Origin of the sequence: Arthrobacter sp. AOP36-C1-22, from assembly GCF_052377515.1 — a bacterium.
Lineage (GTDB): Bacteria > Actinomycetota > Actinomycetes > Actinomycetales > Micrococcaceae > Arthrobacter_H.
Map to the genome: position 1 here is coordinate 14,442 of NZ_JBQSWW010000022.1, position 15,511 is coordinate 29,952.

At 66.1% G+C, this 15,511-nt stretch carries 15 protein-coding genes; 12 read left to right on the forward strand and 3 right to left on the reverse strand.

What is annotated here, in order from left to right; translation table 11 throughout:
* Window positions 1–21 precede the first annotated feature (21 nt).
* The 4 genes from ACT3S6_RS12060 (at window position 22) to ACT3S6_RS12075 (ending at window position 3,995) form a co-directional block, all read left to right on the forward strand.
* A complete protein-coding gene (locus tag ACT3S6_RS12060; protein WP_444555159.1) occupies window positions 22–771 on the forward strand; it encodes an SDR family NAD(P)-dependent oxidoreductase in 750 nt (249 codons plus the stop codon).
* A complete protein-coding gene (locus ACT3S6_RS12065) occupies window positions 761–1,261 on the forward strand; it encodes a MarR family winged helix-turn-helix transcriptional regulator (RefSeq protein ID WP_443384018.1) in 501 nt (166 codons plus the stop codon). The genes ACT3S6_RS12060 and ACT3S6_RS12065 overlap by 11 nt, the downstream gene beginning before the upstream one ends.
* Window positions 1,258–2,043 (forward strand): SDR family oxidoreductase, encoded by a 786-nt coding sequence (locus tag ACT3S6_RS12070; protein ID WP_443384019.1) that lies wholly within the window; start codon window positions 1,258–1,260, stop codon window positions 2,041–2,043. Before ACT3S6_RS12065 ends, ACT3S6_RS12070 begins: the two co-directional genes overlap by 4 nt.
* Before the next feature lie 299 nt (window positions 2,044–2,342).
* Window positions 2,343–3,995: a BCCT family transporter gene (locus ACT3S6_RS12075; RefSeq protein WP_443384020.1), complete on the forward strand. Its 1,653-nt coding sequence runs from the start codon at window positions 2,343–2,345 to the stop codon at window positions 3,993–3,995.
* A gap of 34 nt (window positions 3,996–4,029) precedes the next feature.
* On the opposite strand, the gene ACT3S6_RS12080 is transcribed toward ACT3S6_RS12075, so the two are convergent.
* Window positions 4,030–4,932: a LysR family transcriptional regulator gene (locus ACT3S6_RS12080; RefSeq protein ID WP_444555160.1), complete on the reverse strand. Its 903-nt coding sequence runs from the start codon at window positions 4,930–4,932 to the stop codon at window positions 4,030–4,032.
* Window positions 4,933–5,012: 80 nt separating this feature from the next.
* Here ACT3S6_RS12080 and ACT3S6_RS12085 point away from each other — a divergent pair, with 80 nt between their 5' ends.
* Genes ACT3S6_RS12085 through ACT3S6_RS12110 form a run of 6 tightly spaced genes read left to right on the forward strand, consistent with a single transcriptional unit; the run spans window position 5,013 to window position 11,568 of the window.
* Window positions 5,013–6,518 carry an aldehyde dehydrogenase family protein gene (locus tag ACT3S6_RS12085; protein ID WP_444555161.1) on the forward strand — a complete coding sequence of 502 codons (1,506 nt, stop codon included), beginning with the start codon at window positions 5,013–5,015 and terminating at the stop codon, window positions 6,516–6,518.
* A 3-nt stretch (window positions 6,519–6,521) separates the two neighbouring features.
* Window positions 6,522–8,255 carry a hypothetical protein gene (locus tag ACT3S6_RS12090; RefSeq protein ID WP_443384023.1) on the forward strand — a complete coding sequence of 578 codons (1,734 nt, stop codon included), beginning with the start codon at window positions 6,522–6,524 and terminating at the stop codon, window positions 8,253–8,255.
* Window positions 8,252–9,232, forward strand: a complete 981-nt coding sequence (locus ACT3S6_RS12095; RefSeq protein ID WP_443384024.1) for a membrane dipeptidase — start codon at window positions 8,252–8,254, stop codon at window positions 9,230–9,232. Before ACT3S6_RS12090 ends, ACT3S6_RS12095 begins: the two co-directional genes overlap by 4 nt.
* Complete coding sequence (locus ACT3S6_RS12100) at window positions 9,229–9,993, forward strand: hypothetical protein (RefSeq protein ID WP_444555162.1); 765 nt, start codon at window positions 9,229–9,231, stop codon at window positions 9,991–9,993. Before ACT3S6_RS12095 ends, ACT3S6_RS12100 begins: the two co-directional genes overlap by 4 nt.
* Window positions 9,986–10,381: a RidA family protein gene (locus ACT3S6_RS12105; RefSeq protein WP_444555163.1), complete on the forward strand. Its 396-nt coding sequence runs from the start codon at window positions 9,986–9,988 to the stop codon at window positions 10,379–10,381. Before ACT3S6_RS12100 ends, ACT3S6_RS12105 begins: the two co-directional genes overlap by 8 nt.
* Before the next feature lie 59 nt (window positions 10,382–10,440).
* Window positions 10,441–11,568, forward strand: a complete 1,128-nt coding sequence (locus ACT3S6_RS12110; RefSeq protein WP_443384027.1) for a diaminopropionate ammonia-lyase — start codon at window positions 10,441–10,443, stop codon at window positions 11,566–11,568.
* Here ACT3S6_RS12110 and ACT3S6_RS12115 read toward each other — a convergent pair.
* Window positions 11,565–12,572 carry a formylglycine-generating enzyme family protein gene (locus tag ACT3S6_RS12115; protein WP_443384028.1) on the reverse strand — a complete coding sequence of 336 codons (1,008 nt, stop codon included), beginning with the start codon at window positions 12,570–12,572 and terminating at the stop codon, window positions 11,565–11,567. The genes ACT3S6_RS12110 and ACT3S6_RS12115 overlap by 4 nt on opposite strands.
* Window positions 12,569–13,735 (reverse strand): ROK family protein, encoded by a 1,167-nt coding sequence (locus tag ACT3S6_RS12120; protein ID WP_443384029.1) that lies wholly within the window; start codon window positions 13,733–13,735, stop codon window positions 12,569–12,571. The genes ACT3S6_RS12115 and ACT3S6_RS12120 overlap by 4 nt, the downstream gene beginning before the upstream one ends.
* A gap of 210 nt (window positions 13,736–13,945) precedes the next feature.
* On the opposite strand from ACT3S6_RS12120, the gene ACT3S6_RS12125 reads away from it, so the two are divergent.
* Window positions 13,946–14,695 (forward strand): ABC transporter permease, encoded by a 750-nt coding sequence (locus tag ACT3S6_RS12125; RefSeq protein ID WP_443384030.1) that lies wholly within the window; start codon window positions 13,946–13,948, stop codon window positions 14,693–14,695.
* A 13-nt stretch (window positions 14,696–14,708) separates the two neighbouring features.
* The gene (locus ACT3S6_RS12130; protein WP_086994322.1) at window positions 14,709–15,509 is read left to right on the forward strand and encodes an ABC transporter ATP-binding protein; all 801 of its coding nucleotides are present in this window, start codon (window positions 14,709–14,711) and stop codon (window positions 15,507–15,509) included.
* The last annotated feature ends 2 nt before the right edge of the window (window positions 15,510–15,511 follow it).

The following is a 15,511-nucleotide window of genomic DNA, read 5'->3' on the forward strand; positions in this document are numbered from 1 at the left end:
ACCGGGAAGTAGGAAACGGACATGCTTTTCGAAGACAAAGTGGCACTGGTGACGGCAGCCGGCGCGGGAATTGGCAAGGCCATTGCGGTCCGCCTGGCCGCCGAGGGCGCCGCGGTCGTCGTTTCGGATATCAATGACGAGGCCGGTGAAGCGGTGGTCGCCGAAATCGTCGAAGCCGGTGGACGGGCCGCCTACCAGCGGGCCAACGTCGCCGATCCGGAGGAAGTCGCCGGACTGGTCGACTTCGCCGTGAAGACCTTCGGTGGACTCCACCTCGCCGTGAACAACGCGGGCGTCGGCGTCATGCCACGCCGGATCGAGGAGACCGAGAACTCGGACTTCGACCGTGTCATGTCGGTGACGCTGCGCGGGACCTTCCTGGCGCTGAAATCCCAGATCGGATACTTCCGTTCCCAGGGGAGTGGCTCCATCGTGAACGTCGCCTCGATCGCCGGAGTGCAGTCCACGCCCATGCTGACCCCCTACGGCGCCTCCAAGCACGGAGTGGTCACCCTGACCCGGAGCGTCGCCATGGAGAATGCGCCCGAGGGCATCCGGGTCAACGCCGTGGCCCCCGGGGCCATCGAAACCGCCTCGCTGGCCTCCTTGCCGGCTGAGGCCAAGGCCGAGCACAGCTCCAAGATCCCGATGAAGCGCCTGGGACAGCCGGCGGAGATCGCCAACGCCGTGGCCTGGCTGCTCAGCGACGAAGCCAGCTTCGTGACCGGCGTCGTGCTCCCCGTCGATGGGGGAACCGTCCATGACGACTAACGAGACGGACTACCGGCCAGCACTGATTGCCGCCCTGACCCGCATCCTGGGCGAATGGACGGCGCCGGGATTCCTTACAGGGGTCGCCGCCCGTGAAGGAGTCCATCTGGACCCGCCGGCGATCGTCATGGTCACCGTGATCGCCCAGAAGGGCCCCCAACGCCCCTCGGCGCTCGCCGCCCACCTGGTGACCGGCCCCTCCAACATCAGCAAGATCATCCGGCGCCTCTCCGAGGCCGGGCTGGTCGTCAGGGCCACCGACCCCGAGGATGCCCGGGCTCAGCGAGTGCAGCTGACGCCCGCAGGAGAGCACGTCGCCGGGGCTTTCGTGAAAGCAGGAGACGGGATGGTCGACGAATTACTTGAAGGATGGAGCGAAACCGACCGGCGGACGTTCGTGACCTTGCTCGAACGTTTTGCCGTCGCCTCAACATCCTTCGCAGGAACGCTCGGAACCACCGAACCACCCACCACAGGAGGAACACCATGAGCCGTACCTATGCCATCACCGGAGCCGGATCGGGCATCGGAGCCGCCACCGCGCAATTGCTGCGCGAACGCGGGGAAATCGTCATCGGCGTGGACCTGAAGGGGGCAGAGATCGATGCCGATCTGAGCACCCCCGAGGGCCGCAGCTCGGGCGTCGAACGCGCCATAGACCTGGCCGAAGGCCGCATCGACGCCGTCATCGCCTGCGCCGGGATCTCCATGCCCAAACCGCTCACCGTGAAGGTCAACTACTTCGGGGTTACCGAGTTCCTCGATCAGCTGGCACCGACCCTGGCCAACAGCGATTCCCCCCGAGCCGTCGTCGTCAGCTCCATGGCCTCGCTGCAGCCCAATTCCCCCGAGCTGGTCGACGCGTTGCTCGCCGGGGACGAGGACCGCGCGGTGGAGATCGGCACCGCACTGGCCGAGGCCGGCCCCGAGCAGGGCTACCTGAACTACCCCTCCAGCAAGCGGGCCCTCTCCCGCTGGGTGCGTCGGGCCTGCATCACCGAGCGGTACGCCGGCGCCGGCATCCCGTTGAATGCGATCGCACCGGGCACCGTGATCTCCCCGATGACCACTGAGCTGCTCTCCACCCCCGAAGGCCGGGCCATGGTGGATCAGCACGTGCCGATGCCGTTGAATTACCACTCGGAATCGATCGTGCTGGCCCGGCTGCTGGCCTGGTTGACGAGCGTGGAAAATACGCACGTCACCGGTCAGACGATCTACGCCGATGGCGGCGCAGACGCCTCGCTGCGCGGAGACGATATCTGGAGCTAGCCTCTTCCGGTCCACCACGACGCCTCCGACGCCCCCGCTCCCACGGGCCGCCGGAGGCGTCGTGCGTGGTCGGGTGAGGGGTGTGGCCAGGAGGCCGATTGGGTCCAACCGACGAAAAAATGCTAACGTATAGGTTTGCCATTTTCCGGGAGCAATCCCGGGGAACCCCTTCCTGACCCGGGTGGCCGGACTGTGCCGCAGTCCGCGTGCCGAACGCGCACCATGGCGCGGGTCTCCAAGAACTTTATTCGGTAGTCGCTTCGCACCCGGCTGCGTTCAATCAGCTAAGTGAGACACACATGACTGAGCCCACCCCCCTGACCACCCCCGAGGCTGATGCGCCTCCCTCCGCTTTGGCTGCGGGGCTTGACCGCAAGGTCGCCGGCATCAGCATCGGCATCGTCGTCCTCTTCGTCGCGGCAAGCCTCGGATTCCCCGACTGGACCGCCAACGTCATCAACTCCGGTTTCAGCGGTGCCGCCAAATGGTTCGGCGCCTACTGGCAGTACCTGCTGCTGATCACCTTCTTCGTGGCGATCATCCTGGCCTTCACCCCCTACGCGAAGGCACGGCTGAGCACCGGGAAACCGGAATTCACCCGGTTCAAATGGGTCTCCATGATCATGTGCACCCTGCTGGCCGGCGGTGGCGTGTTCTGGGCCGCGGCCGAGCCGATCGCCCACTACATCGCCTCCCCGCCCTACTACGGGGACAGCCTCGAATCCGAGAGCGACCAGGCCAGCGCGGCCCTGGCGCAGAGCTTCGTGGACTGGGGCTTCCTGGCCTGGGCCATCCTGGGCACCCTGGGCGCCATCGTGATCACCCACGCCCACTCCAAGGGCATGCCGCTGCGCCCGCGTACGCTGCTCTACCCGATCATGGGCAAGAAGGTCCTCCACAGCTGGATCGGCACCGTCGCCGACGTCGTGGCGATCATCGCCGTCGTCGCCGGCACCGTGGGACCGGTCGGGTTCCTGGGCCTGCAGGTCTCCTACGGGCTAGCCGAAATGACCGGGATCCCCAACAACTACGCCACCCAGCTGATCGTCATCGCCGTGTTGACCGGCATCGCGGCGCTTTCGGTGTCCTCCGGGCTGAACAAGGGCATCCAGATCCTCAGCAGGGCCAACGTCTGGCTGGCGATCGCCCTGATGGCCGCCGTGGTCGTCCTCGGCTCGGCCGGCTACGTCTTCAAGGCCTTCCTGGGCGGCTTCGGCACCTACATCGGCAACTTCGTGGGCATGTCCGTCTACCAGGGAGACCCGACCTGGCTCTCGGGGTGGACGGTCTTCTTCTTCGGCTGGTTCCTGGGCTACGGGCCGCTGATGGCCATCTTCGTGGCCCGGATCTCCCGCGGCCGGACCATCCGCGATCTGATCATCTGCACGGCAGTGATCCCGCCGGTGTTGACCACCGTCTGGTTCAGCGTCCTGGGCGGAACCGGCATCATGTTCGAGCAGCAGAACCCCGGAAGCGTGGGCGCCGCCTACGAATCGGACGGACTACCGGCGGTGGTGATGTCCATCGCGGCCCAGCTTCCGCTCTCCGGTTTGGTCGGAGGCGCCTTCCTGCTGCTGACGGTGACGTTCGTGGCCACGACGACGGACTCCATGTCCTACGCCATCGCCCAGTCCTGCACCATTTCCGGTGAACCGTCGACCAAGCTGCGCGCCACGTGGGCCGTGATGATGGGGGTGGCGGCAGCCGTGTTGATCGCCATCGGTGATGGCGGCATCTCCGGACTGCAGTCCTTCATCGTGATCACCGCGGTCCCGGTCGGCTTCCTGATGCTGCCCTCGGTGTTCGCCGCCCCGATCTATGCCCGGCGGATGGCCATCGAACAGGGAGTCATCCACCCGCGAGGTTCGGGCCCGACGCAGGAAGCCGTGGGGGAGCAGGCCGGGGAGAAGGAATCGGCGACCACCACGAAGCTGCCGACCTCCAAGGAATAGTCCGGCCGGCATGCACCCAGGCAGGGGCCACGGTTCAGCCAACCGTGGCCTCGGTGCTGGCGAAACCGGTGGCGGCGGCGGTGAACCGGGCGATCAGGGGGGTCTCGGCCCGGTCGGTCTTGACGATCAGCGAAACGGTCGAGGTGGCCGTGGTGTCGGTCAAGGGCACATAGCGCAGCCCGGCCAGCTGGAGGGCGCGCATTCCTTCGGGCACGACGGCGATACCTGTCTTGGCGGCCACCAAGCCCAGGATCGTCGGGAACTGGATGGCCTCCTGGGCGACGCGCAGACGGAATCCAGCGTGCAGGCATAAAGCAGAAATGACGTCATAGAGCCGCGAAACCTGGTCGCGGGGGAAGACCACGAAGCCGGCCTCGGACAGGTCGGCCAGGGCCAGGGACGGCCGGCGGGCCAACGGATGGTCGTCCGGAAGCGCGACGATGAGGGGCTCGCGGGTCAGTTCGCGGGCGGTGATGCCCGGCAGCGACTCGACATCGCGCACGATGCCCACATCGAGGGTCCCCGACTCCAGCGCCCCGAGCTGTTGTTCGGTGGTCAACTCGTGGAGTTCCAACTCCAGACCCGGATATTGGATGCGCAGCGGCGGGACGATCCGGGGGATGAGATTCAGGGCCGCCGACCCCACGAAACCCACGCGAAGCAGGCCGGTCCGGCCTTCCACCGCCTGTTCGATGCCGCGCAGTGCCTGCTCGGACTCCAGGATCACCTTGCGGGCAGCCACCAGCAGGACCTTGCCGGTCTCGGTCAGTTCCACCGATCGGGTGGTGCGGGTGAACAGCCGGGTCTTCAGCTCCCGTTCCAGTCGTTGGATCTGCTGGCTCAGCGCCGGCTGGGCGATAAGCAGGCGTGCTGCCGCCCGGTTGAAATGCATTTCCTCGGCCACCGCCACGAAGTAGCGCAATTGACGGATCTCCATATGAACTAAGTGTTATTGATGATCAATACATAAGCAATAGATACTTCACGCCGATCAAATAGCGCCGTAGCCTCAAAGACATGACGAGCACCACCGCAGCACGAAGGAGCATCAGCGTGACCAACCCCGGACAGCAGACCCTTGGCCTGAAGCAACTCATCAACGGCCAGTGGGTGGAAGGAAGCGGCCCGGCTGCCACCAGTTCCAACCCGGCGTTGCCCCAGGAAGTGGTGGCGCAGTACGCCACGGCCACGTCCACCGAGCTCGACCACGCCCTGGACGCAGCCACGCAGGCCGCCGCCGGCTGGGACCGGATGGGCATCATCGCCCGCGGGAACATCCTGCGCCGCGCCGCCGAGATCCTCGGCCGCCGTGCCGAAGAGGTCGCCCAACTGATGACCCGCGAGCAGGGCAAGATCCTGGCCGACTCCCGCGGCGAAGTCGGGGCCAGCATTGAAACCCTGTACTACAACGCAGGGTCGGCCCGTCGGGCCAACGCAGCGGTCTACCCCTCGGCCAACCCGGACGAAGTGGTCCGCACGATCCGCAGGCCGTTGGGCACCGTTGCGGTGATCACCCCCTGGAACTTCCCGCTGCAGATCCCTGCCTGGAAGATCGCCCCGGCACTGCTCTGGGGCAACACGGTCGTGTGGAAGACAGCCAGCGACACCCCGGCCACCGCCGTGATGTTCGCCGAGATCCTTGAAGAAGCCGGAGTCCCGGCAGGTGTGTTGAACCTGCTGCTCGGCCCCGGGGCCCTGGGCTCGGAACTCGTGGCCGATCCACGGGCCGACGCCGTCACCTTCACCGGATCCGTGGAGGTCGGACACCGGATCCGCGAAAAGACGGTCCTACGCGGAGCGAAGCTGCAGATGGAACTCGGTGGACATAATGCCGCCATCGTGCTGCCCGATGCCGATCTTGCCACCGCCGCCGACTTCATCACCGCCGCGGCCACCGGCAGCACCGGCCAGAAGTGCACGGCCACCCGCCGCGTCATCGCCGTGGGAGCCATCCACGACCAGCTCCGGGATGAACTGGTCAAACGGTTCAACGCACTGAATGTGGGCGCCGGCACCGACGCAGGAGCCGGCATCGGACCCGTCGTCAACGAGCGCGCCCGCCGTGATATCGACGAGGCCGTCCAGCAGGCCGAAGCCGAAGGCGCCCAGGTCCTGGCGCGTGCACCGATCCCCGACGCGGAGGGACATTTCGTGGCCCCCACCCTGCTCGGTGGCACCAGCGAGCTGACCATTTGCTGCGAAGAGGTCTTCGGGCCCGTGACCACCCTGTTGCGCGCCGAATCCCTTCAGGAGGCCATCGAACTGGCCAATGCCACCGAATTCGGTCTGACCGCCTCCGTGTTCACCAGCGACGAGCGTTCCATCCGGCGCTGCCTCAACGACCTGGTGGCCGGGCTGATCAAGGTCAACGGCCCCTCCACCGGCTCCGAGGTCCATGCACCGTTCGGTGGCCTGCGCGACTCCTCCCAGCCGGGTCCGCGCGAGCAGAACAGCGACGCCGCCTCCGACTTCTTCACCCTCACCAAGACGGCCTACCTGCGCCTGGCACCGGAAGGAGCATGAAAAATGTCCGCATCGATCAGCGAACCGGCGCTGCGACTGCCGTCGCCCTCGGAGCTGCGCCCCGCACGTGAAGTGATGGACCCCGCCGACATGGGAGGAGCCCGCGCCACCCGGCACAGCTTCATCCGCACCATGATCCGCCGCGCCACGGCCCGGGGGTGGAAGATCAAACGCACCCACTTCGACATCGACGCCGATGGCTGCGGAGACGCCGTCTACCGGATTCGTGCCGAATCCATGACGTTCAGCTTCGTCATCTTCTCGCAGAAGACCGGCGAACACACCGACCGGGTGATCGCCAAGGCGTGGGACATCACCGCTGCCCTGGTGGAGGGAACCGTCGATGAGGAGCGGTTGGCCCGGCTCCGGACCCAGGTCCCGCTGCAGGAGCGTGGCCGGGCCGAACCCGGCTCGATCATCTGGACCCGCGCCAACCGCAGCGAACGGTTCTTTGAATACGTCGCCGATCGCCTGGCCCACGGTGAACAGCCCGACAGCGCGAAATTCGGGGGGTCGCCGTATGTCATCCGCAGCACCGCGTTCTACAGCAACGGCAAATGCGGTCTGGCCGACTACGAACACCTCACCGACGCCCACCCCTTCTCGGCCCCCTACCGGGCGCATATGCTCTCGGCCTGGTTGCTGCGCGAATTCAGCTACAACCTCGTCGAGGCCTGTGCCCGGCACCGCAACCCTGACGCCGCCACCCTGACCGGGGGCTGGCGCCACTACCTCGGCATGGGCAACGCGACGGGTCTGGGCATGGTGCCCTACGCCATCAACCACCCCGAGGTGCTCAACGCGTGGGCCGAACTGCGCGAGCTGCCGCTGGCCGAGGTCACCGGTCGCAGCACCGAAACCACGGACCCGGAGGTGGTCCGGGTGCTTGAACTGTTCGACCGCGCCATGGACTACCTCGAGGAGCAGGACCTGGATGTCTCCCAGCCGTTCCTGCCGGGACCGGAACTGGCAGACCGGGTGCGTCCGCTGCTGGAGGATCTGCGTCGCTGGTCCTCCACCGGGAGCTTCCGGGGTACCGAGACGAATCGGATCTGGAAGGCCCTGCACGCGGCGGCCGCCGCCTCCGGGCCCGAGGAGCGTGGTCTCGTCGCCACGATCCTCACCGAACTGACCGGCGACCTCGACGCGGAAGTAGAAGCCCGGCTGCGCTGTGATGAGTCCAGGCCCTTGGCTCCGGGCATGAGCTGCGCGGAACTGGCCCACCTCATCGACACCGACTACGAGTGGGTGGCCGACCACGACTTCGCCGATCCGGCCCAGAACCGCTACTTCTGGTTCTCCTCGGCGGACAACGAGGAACCACGCAGGGGAGTGCACGGACGGGACCCCGGGGAGAACGTCCAACACGGCGTCGATATTGCCCGTGCCGTCGCCGAACTGCGCCGCGACCTCCTGGCCGCCGACGCCGGGACCAGCGTGGCCGAGTTCCTGCTGTCCCACCCCTGGCACCGCCAGTTCACCGCCCGGGTCCAGAACATCGGGCCGCTGGCCTACGGCGAGGTCCACGATAATCTGCGCGGTGCCGAATTCCTGCCGTTGAACGTCCAGCGCTACCAGCTCTCGGTCTACGGCATGGAAAACTACACGCCGCAGTCCACCGACTGGCTGCGCGTGACACTGCTCTCCGGCGGTCCGCGGATCGCCGATCTGAAGGACGGCAGCATCACCGATGACTGGCTCTTCACCCAGCGCCCCACCCCGGAGGCAACGGCATGACCGCCCTTCATGAACAGGCCACCGTCGTGGACGGCCTGCAGATCAATAATTGGGACCGTGCCGTCCTGCAGGAACTGATCGACGGCGGTGTCAGCGGCGTCAACGCCACCTGCGCCGTCTACCACGGACCCCTGGAAACGCTGCAGGAGATCGGGGACTGGTACCAACTCGCCGCCCGCAACGCCGATCTGGCCTTCCTCGCCCACAACGCCGCGGATATCCGCAGGGCCAAGGCCGAGGGCCGGGTGGCCGTGCTGATGGGGCTGCAGAACACCAGCTCCTTCGGCGATGACTTCCGGATGGTGGAGGTCTTCCACAAGCTGGGGGTGCGCATTGCCCAGCTGACCTACAACATCCAGAACCTGGTCGGCGGCTCCTGCTACGAACCCTCGGATTCGGGTCTGACCCGATTCGGGGCGAACATCATCGCCGAGATGAACCGGGTGGGCATGCTGGTGGATCTCTCACACGTCGGCAACCGCACCTCGTTGGATGCCGTCGAGGCCTCCTCGGCACCCATTGCCATCACGCATTCGAATCCCACCTGGTTCGTGGACAACCCGCGGAACAAACCCGACGAGGTCATCCGTGCCGTCACCGACCGGGGCGGAATGATCGGGGCCTGCCTGTATCCGATCGTGCTCGGCGGGGAGACGACGAGTCTGGAACAGTTCTGCACCATGGTCGCCCGGATGGTCGACGACTACGGACCCGACCGGGTGGGCCTGGGCAGCGACTGCACCCGGAACTGGGGCCAGGACTATGTGGGGTACCTGCGCAACGGACGCTGGCAGCCACCGACCCAACCGGCTCCCGAATGGCCGGCCTGGCCGCATTGGTTCGCCGGACCGGAAGATTTCCCGCAATTGACCGAGGGCCTGCAGAAGGTCGGACTCCAGGAGTCCACCATCCGCGGGGTGCTCGGGGAAAACTGGCTCGACCTTTTCGACAAGGTCTTCGTCGGAAAGGATGCATGATGGTGGCAGTGATCTCCGAACACATCGAAACGAGGGAACACATGGACGGCACCGAGGACCGGATCGTGCGCATCGCGGTCCGCGAAATCAGGGAGTACGCCTTCCGGGCCATGGTGGCCCACGGGGCCTGCACTTCGGTGGCCCATGCGGCCGCCCACCAGGTGCTTTTCTCCCAGGTCCACTACGGCACCGGTTTCGCCGAGCTGCTGGACTGCCTGAAACAGCTGAACTGGAGCGCCCCCGCGCTGGCGTTTGAACGGAGCGAATACGACGGCGGTCACCGTTACGTGATCGACTCGAAAATTGACGTCGCGCCGCTGATGCACGGCACGATGCTCATCGAACTGGCAACGGCCCGGGAGGGCAACGTGGTCGTCGCCCCGGAAATCGACCTCGAGGCCGGTTTGCTAGACGCCCCGCTACTGGCCGCGGCAGTCCGTTGTGGGAAGACGGTCATGGTCGCTCGGCTCACTCGTGGCACCGCAAGCCACCATGGCACTCGTATCGCCACCCCCGCCGGCTACGTGGGACAGGTCAGGGTCACTTCCGAGGCCTTTGTCCCCGTCGGCGGGGCGGAACCCGGGACCCTCATCCGCACCCTGGACGAGGTCCCCGACGACAACTTCGCCCTCCATACCCCGGAGGAGCTGGCCCAACGCCGTGAAAATGCGTGGGCCATCGGATTGCCGGTGGACGGACGACTGTGGAAGACCATCAAGGCCGCCGCCGAGGGATATCTGGTAGGAGAAGACAATGCCTGAGATCGAACGCCACTGGCACCAGGACTCGAAGGTCCGCCCCTATTCGGCAGCGGCGGTGTTCGGCGGTGTCGTCTACGCCTGCGGACAGGTCCCCACGTTGGCCGATGGCAGCACCCCGGTCACGATGACCGATCAGGTGGCCGCCGCCTTCGACCACCTCGAAGAGGTCCTGGCCCAGGCCGGGGCCTCGCTGACGAGCCTGCTGAAGCTGACCGTTTTCGTGGCGGATTTCGATGAATTCGATGAGTTCAATGAGGCCTATCTGTTCCGGCTGGAAGGACATTCCCTTCCGCCCAGGACCACCGTGCAGGTCTCCCGGTTCCGGGGGGAGAAGCGTATCGAAATCGACGCCATCGCCGCCGTCATCGGTGAGAACACTGCCGTCTAGCACTACACCGCGTCAGGGATGCCGGGCCCGGTGTCCCGTTCCACAAGGGAGACATGACCATGGGCGAACCCAGCACCTGGTATTCCCGTCCAGCCGCCAAGAGGTGGCGGACCACAGCAGCGGGATCGGGGCTGGACTACCACCGCAGCTTGGCCGGCTATGCGCCCACGCCCCTGGTTGAGCTGCCGTCGCTGGCCGCCGAACTGCGGGTGGGGCGCGTCCTGCTCAAGGACGAATCCAGCAGGTTGGGGCTGCCGGCCTTCAAGATCCTCGGCGCCTCCTGGGCCGTGTGCCGGGCGCTCTGCCAGCGTCTGGGCCAGGACCCCGAGAGGATGACCGTGCCTCGACTGGCCGGACTCTTGCGCCAAGAGGGCGCGCCGGGAAAGCTGCCGGTGCTCGTCACGGCAACGGATGGCAACCATGGCCGGGCCATCGCCCGGATGGCCCGGCTGCTCGGGGTGGAGGCCCGAATCCATGTTCCCGCTGGACTCGGAGTCGCCGCGCTGGAGGGGATCAGGGGCGAAGGCGCCCGCCTCGTGGAAGAGGAGGCAGTGTACGACGACGTCGTGGCCAGGGCCGCCGCTTCGGTCGAGGGCAGCGAGAGGGATGTGCTGATCCAGGACACCGCCTGGGAGGGGTACACCCAGGCCCCGCAGTGGATCGTCGACGGATACACCACCCTGTTCCGCGAGATCGACGACGCCCTTCAGGCTCAGGGGGTCAGCCCGGATCTGCTGGCCTGCCCGGTGGGGGTGGGTTCCTTGGCCCAGGCGCTCGTGGAACATTATCGAAGCCGCCCAGGCCCAGGGCCGGCCCTGCTCGGGGTGGAACCGGACTCCGCGGCCTGCCTGACCCGATCGTTGCAGGCCGGGGCGCCCGTCACCGTGGATACCTCGGTTCCCACCCTGATGGCCGGGCTGAACTGCGGGAGCGTTTCCTCACTGGGCTGGCCGCTGCTCTCCGCCGGAATGGACGCCGCCGTCGGGGTCACCGAAGGCCAATGTCGCCGGGGGGTTCAGGATCTCGAGGAGCTGGATCAGGATGCTGGACCCTGCGGGGCCGCAGCGCTGGCAGGGACCCGGAACGCCCTGGCCGTGACCGCACGACGCCGGGAACTGGGCGTCACTGAAGACTCCGTCGTCGTACTGGTCAATACCGAGGGGCGGGCCGCCAACCCGCTGGTCTAGCGGGGCTGCTGCGCCACCGGTGCAACGGTCCGGAAGCCGAGATTGCTGCTGGCCGAATCCGGGGTGTTGGCCGACCGTGCTGAGACCCGGTACCGGTTGCAATAGGAATCGTGGCAGAGGAACGAGCCTCCCCGCATCACCCGCCCGGGGCCGGCAGCTGGCCCGGTAGGGTCCTTCAGCGGGGAGTTGCAGTAGTAGTTGGGGTCGAACCAATCGGCGCACCATTCCCAGACGTTCCCCGCCATCTCGTAGAGGCCGAACCCGTTGGGGGCGAACGTGCCCGTCGGAGCAGGTCCGAGATAGCCGTCCTCGAGGGTGTTCTGCACCGGGAACCTTCCCTGCCAGATATTGCACAGGTGCCCGCCGTCGGTGGCCAACAGCTCATTCCCCCACGCGTAGCGGCGAGATTCCAGGCCCCCGCGTGCCGCATGTTCCCACTGTGCTTCGGTGGGCAGGGACCTTCCGGCCCACCGGCAGTAGGCCACGGCGTCGTTCCACGAGACCTGGACCACCGGCGACTGCGGTTCCTGCCGCCAGGAGGAACGGGGCCCATGCGGATGGGCCCAGTCGGAGCCGCGGACGGTGATCCACCAGGGCACATCACTGGAGCGGCCGAGGATGTCGCGGTCGTCGGCGTCGACCAGCAGATGGAAGACCGCAGAGTAGCCGTACTCCTCGGACTCCGTGCGGAATCCTGTGGCCTGAACGAAACGGTTGAATTCGGCGTTGGTGACCGTCGTGGAATCGATGGAATAGGGCGAGAGTGACACGTCATGGACCGGAAGTTCCCCGTCGTGGGGGTATCCCTCGTCAAAGGCGTCGCCCATGCTGAAGGTTCCGCCGGTCAACTCGACCGTGTCGAGCAGGCGATGCTCTTTCGTTGCTGGCCCGGCGGCAGGTGCGGCAGAGGCGGCAGCAGCAGCCTCGGTGGTGTGGGCTGGCTCGGAGCGGGCCGGACCATGGCAGCAGGACAAGGAGTTCTCCTTCGGATCGGATGCGGTCACTGTATCGCGACCATGAAATCGGTGCCCCACCGCTGCAGCGCCTGCAGGGCGGCCCCATGGCTGGCCTCGTATTGAGTGCCTTCGTGGAGGACGAGTTCGGGGACCGGGAGCGAGACGGCGGTGCGTCGACGGGTTAGTTCCCGGAGGGCAGCTTCGTGGAGCGAAACCCCCAAATGCGCCAACTGGCCACTGAGGATGATCCGGCGGGGGTCGATGAGCATCGTCGCGCTGGACAATGCCACACCCAGCAGCGTCCCGGCCCAAGAGACCAGCTCGACGGCGCGCTGCTCTCCGTCGCCGGCCAGGGCGGACAGCTCCGACAGATCGGTGACCTCCAGCCCGTGATCGGTAGCGCGGCGCAGGATCGCCCCCATACCGATCAGAGCCTCCAAGCACCCTCGGGAGCCACACCAACACAGGGGCCCTGCCGGATCCATGCACAGGTGCCCCAGCTCCCCGGCGGCCCCGTGCCCTCCGCGGAAGATCTCGGTCCCGTCGATCAGTCCGGCGCTGATCCCGTCCGAGAGGACGACGTAGAGCAGGCCGGTCGTGGCCGCGGCAGGGGCCTCCCGCAGATGGCGGAGTGCTGCCAACCGGGTGTTGTTATCCCAGAGGACCGGGGCGGGGATGAGTCGACGCAGCCGCTCTAGGGGGAAACCTGCGGGGTCTGCGCCGGTGGCGTCCGGATCATCGGCGGCGGGCAGATGCCTTCCGGAGATCGCCACACCCGTTCCGATGATCGAATCCGCGGTGATGGTCCCGGAGCTGATCAGGGCACGGACCGAACGCAGGGCGATACCTAGCCGGTGAGACAAACTGGGTCCGGCTTCGAAGGTGGTGAGTTTCTGGGCGAGGACTGTTCCGTCCAAAGCGGCGACGGTGACGGCCACGCGCGCCCGCCCCACTTCGATTCCCAGCGCGGCTCCAATGGTGCTGCGCGGGCGCAACAGGACCTGCGGCCTGCCGTTGCGTCCGGCCCCATAGGCAGCCAGACCGGCCTCCTCCAACAGGCCCCGCTCGATGAGACGAGTGACCGCGGAGGAGATGGTGGGACGCGAAAAACCCAGCTGCTGCTGCAAACCAGAACGACTCGTGGGGCCATCCTGAAGCAGTGTTTGGACAACCCGTTTATCGGTAGTCGAGAGTTCACCCTGGGCATTCATACCTTGGAGCCTAGCGGAACTTGATAAGAATCGACCAGAATTTTTGTTGCACAGAAATGACTTAGGTAAATGTGCTTGTCGTAAGTAGCGTCAGTGGATAGTGTGACCTGTATGACATCGCAAACAGCTCCCGCCGACAGCGGGCGGGGCACTATTCCTTCACAGGAAACCCCGGGCCCGCGGCCACCGCGAAAAGAAGCCCGCCAGCCTATGTCCACGCAGACCTTGCGGATCATCAGCGTTCTAGCAGTTATCGGTGGCATCGCTGTCTGGTGGCTCGTCTCGGCCAGCGGTCTGGTCGTGATCCCCGGGCCCGTCGCCGTGGCGGCGAAGGGCGTGGAAATGGGTCAGTCAGGGGTTTTGATCTCGGATATCGCAGCCAGCCTGGCCCGTGTGCTGAGCGGTTTCCTGCTGGGCGTTCTCTTGGCCATCCCCGTGGGCTTCCTGATGGGCTGGTACCCGTTATTCCGGTCCATCCTGGAGCCATACGTCCAGTTCTTCCGCACCGTCCCGCCGCTGGCCATCATCCCGTTGGCGATCGTCCTGATGGGCATCGGCGAGACACCGAAGATTTTCGTGATCTTCCTGGCCTCGTTCCTTACCTGCGTGGTCTCGACGTTCCAGGAGGTCGTGACCGTTGAAAAGACGCTGATCAACGCGGCCCGGGTTCTGGGAGCTTCCAGCTTCGTCGTGTTCCGACGAGTCGTGGTGCCGGCGTCGAGCCCGTTCATCCTCGTCGGCATGCGCGTGGGTTTGGGTGCTTCATGGGCCACCGTGGTGGCCGCCGAGCTCATCGCCGCACCCAGTGGATTGGGCTTCCGCATGCAACAGGCGCAGCTGTACTACGACCTCCCCACCATCTTTGTGGACCTGATTGCGATCGGTCTGCTGGGGCTGATCATGGACCGCATCCTCCTGCTGCTTGAGGCCCGCCTCACGCGCTGGCAAGAACGACGATAGAGAGAAGACGATCATGCCTCGTGCGACCACCAAGCCGATGATCCAGTTCGAAAACATCCACCAGGAATTCATGCTCGGCGGAGAGATCTTCACCGCCGTAGAAGATGTGTCACTGGACGTCGCCGACGGGGAGTTCGTCACCGTCGTCGGCCCCTCGGGATGCGGGAAGTCCACCATCCTCAACGCAGCAGCCGGACTGTTGGAACCGACCAGCGGACGGGTCCTCGTCGACGAAGAGGAGGTCACCGGTCCGAGCCCGCGCACCGGGGTGATCTTCCAGCAATACGCACTGTTTCCGTGGCTGACCGTACGCAAGAACGTCGAGTTCGGTTTGGAACTACAGAAAGTCCCCGCGAAGCAGCGACGCCACACCGTCGACCACTATCTGGAACTGGTGGGGCTCACGGCGTTCGCCGAGGCACTTCCCAAGGAGCTGTCCGGCGGGATGAAGCAACGGTGCGCCATTGCCCGCGCCTATGCGGTCAACCCGGAGATCCTGCTCATGGACGAACCCTTCGGAGCTCTGGACGCCCTCACCCGCGTGCATATGCAGGAACAACTCCTCGAGACGTGGGGGCGGGAACGGCGCACCGTCCTGTTCGTGACCCACGACGTCGACGAAGCCGTATATCTGGCCTCGAAGGTCATCGTCATGGCGGCCCGGCCCGGCAGGATCTACAAGGTGGTTGACGTCGGCCTTCCCTACCCGCGGGACAACGACCTGCGCATGACCCCCGAATTTTCCGAGCTCCGCTCACAGGTCTGGGACGCGGTCTACAACCAGCCGGACTCCGATACCGAAAACAGCGGATAAGG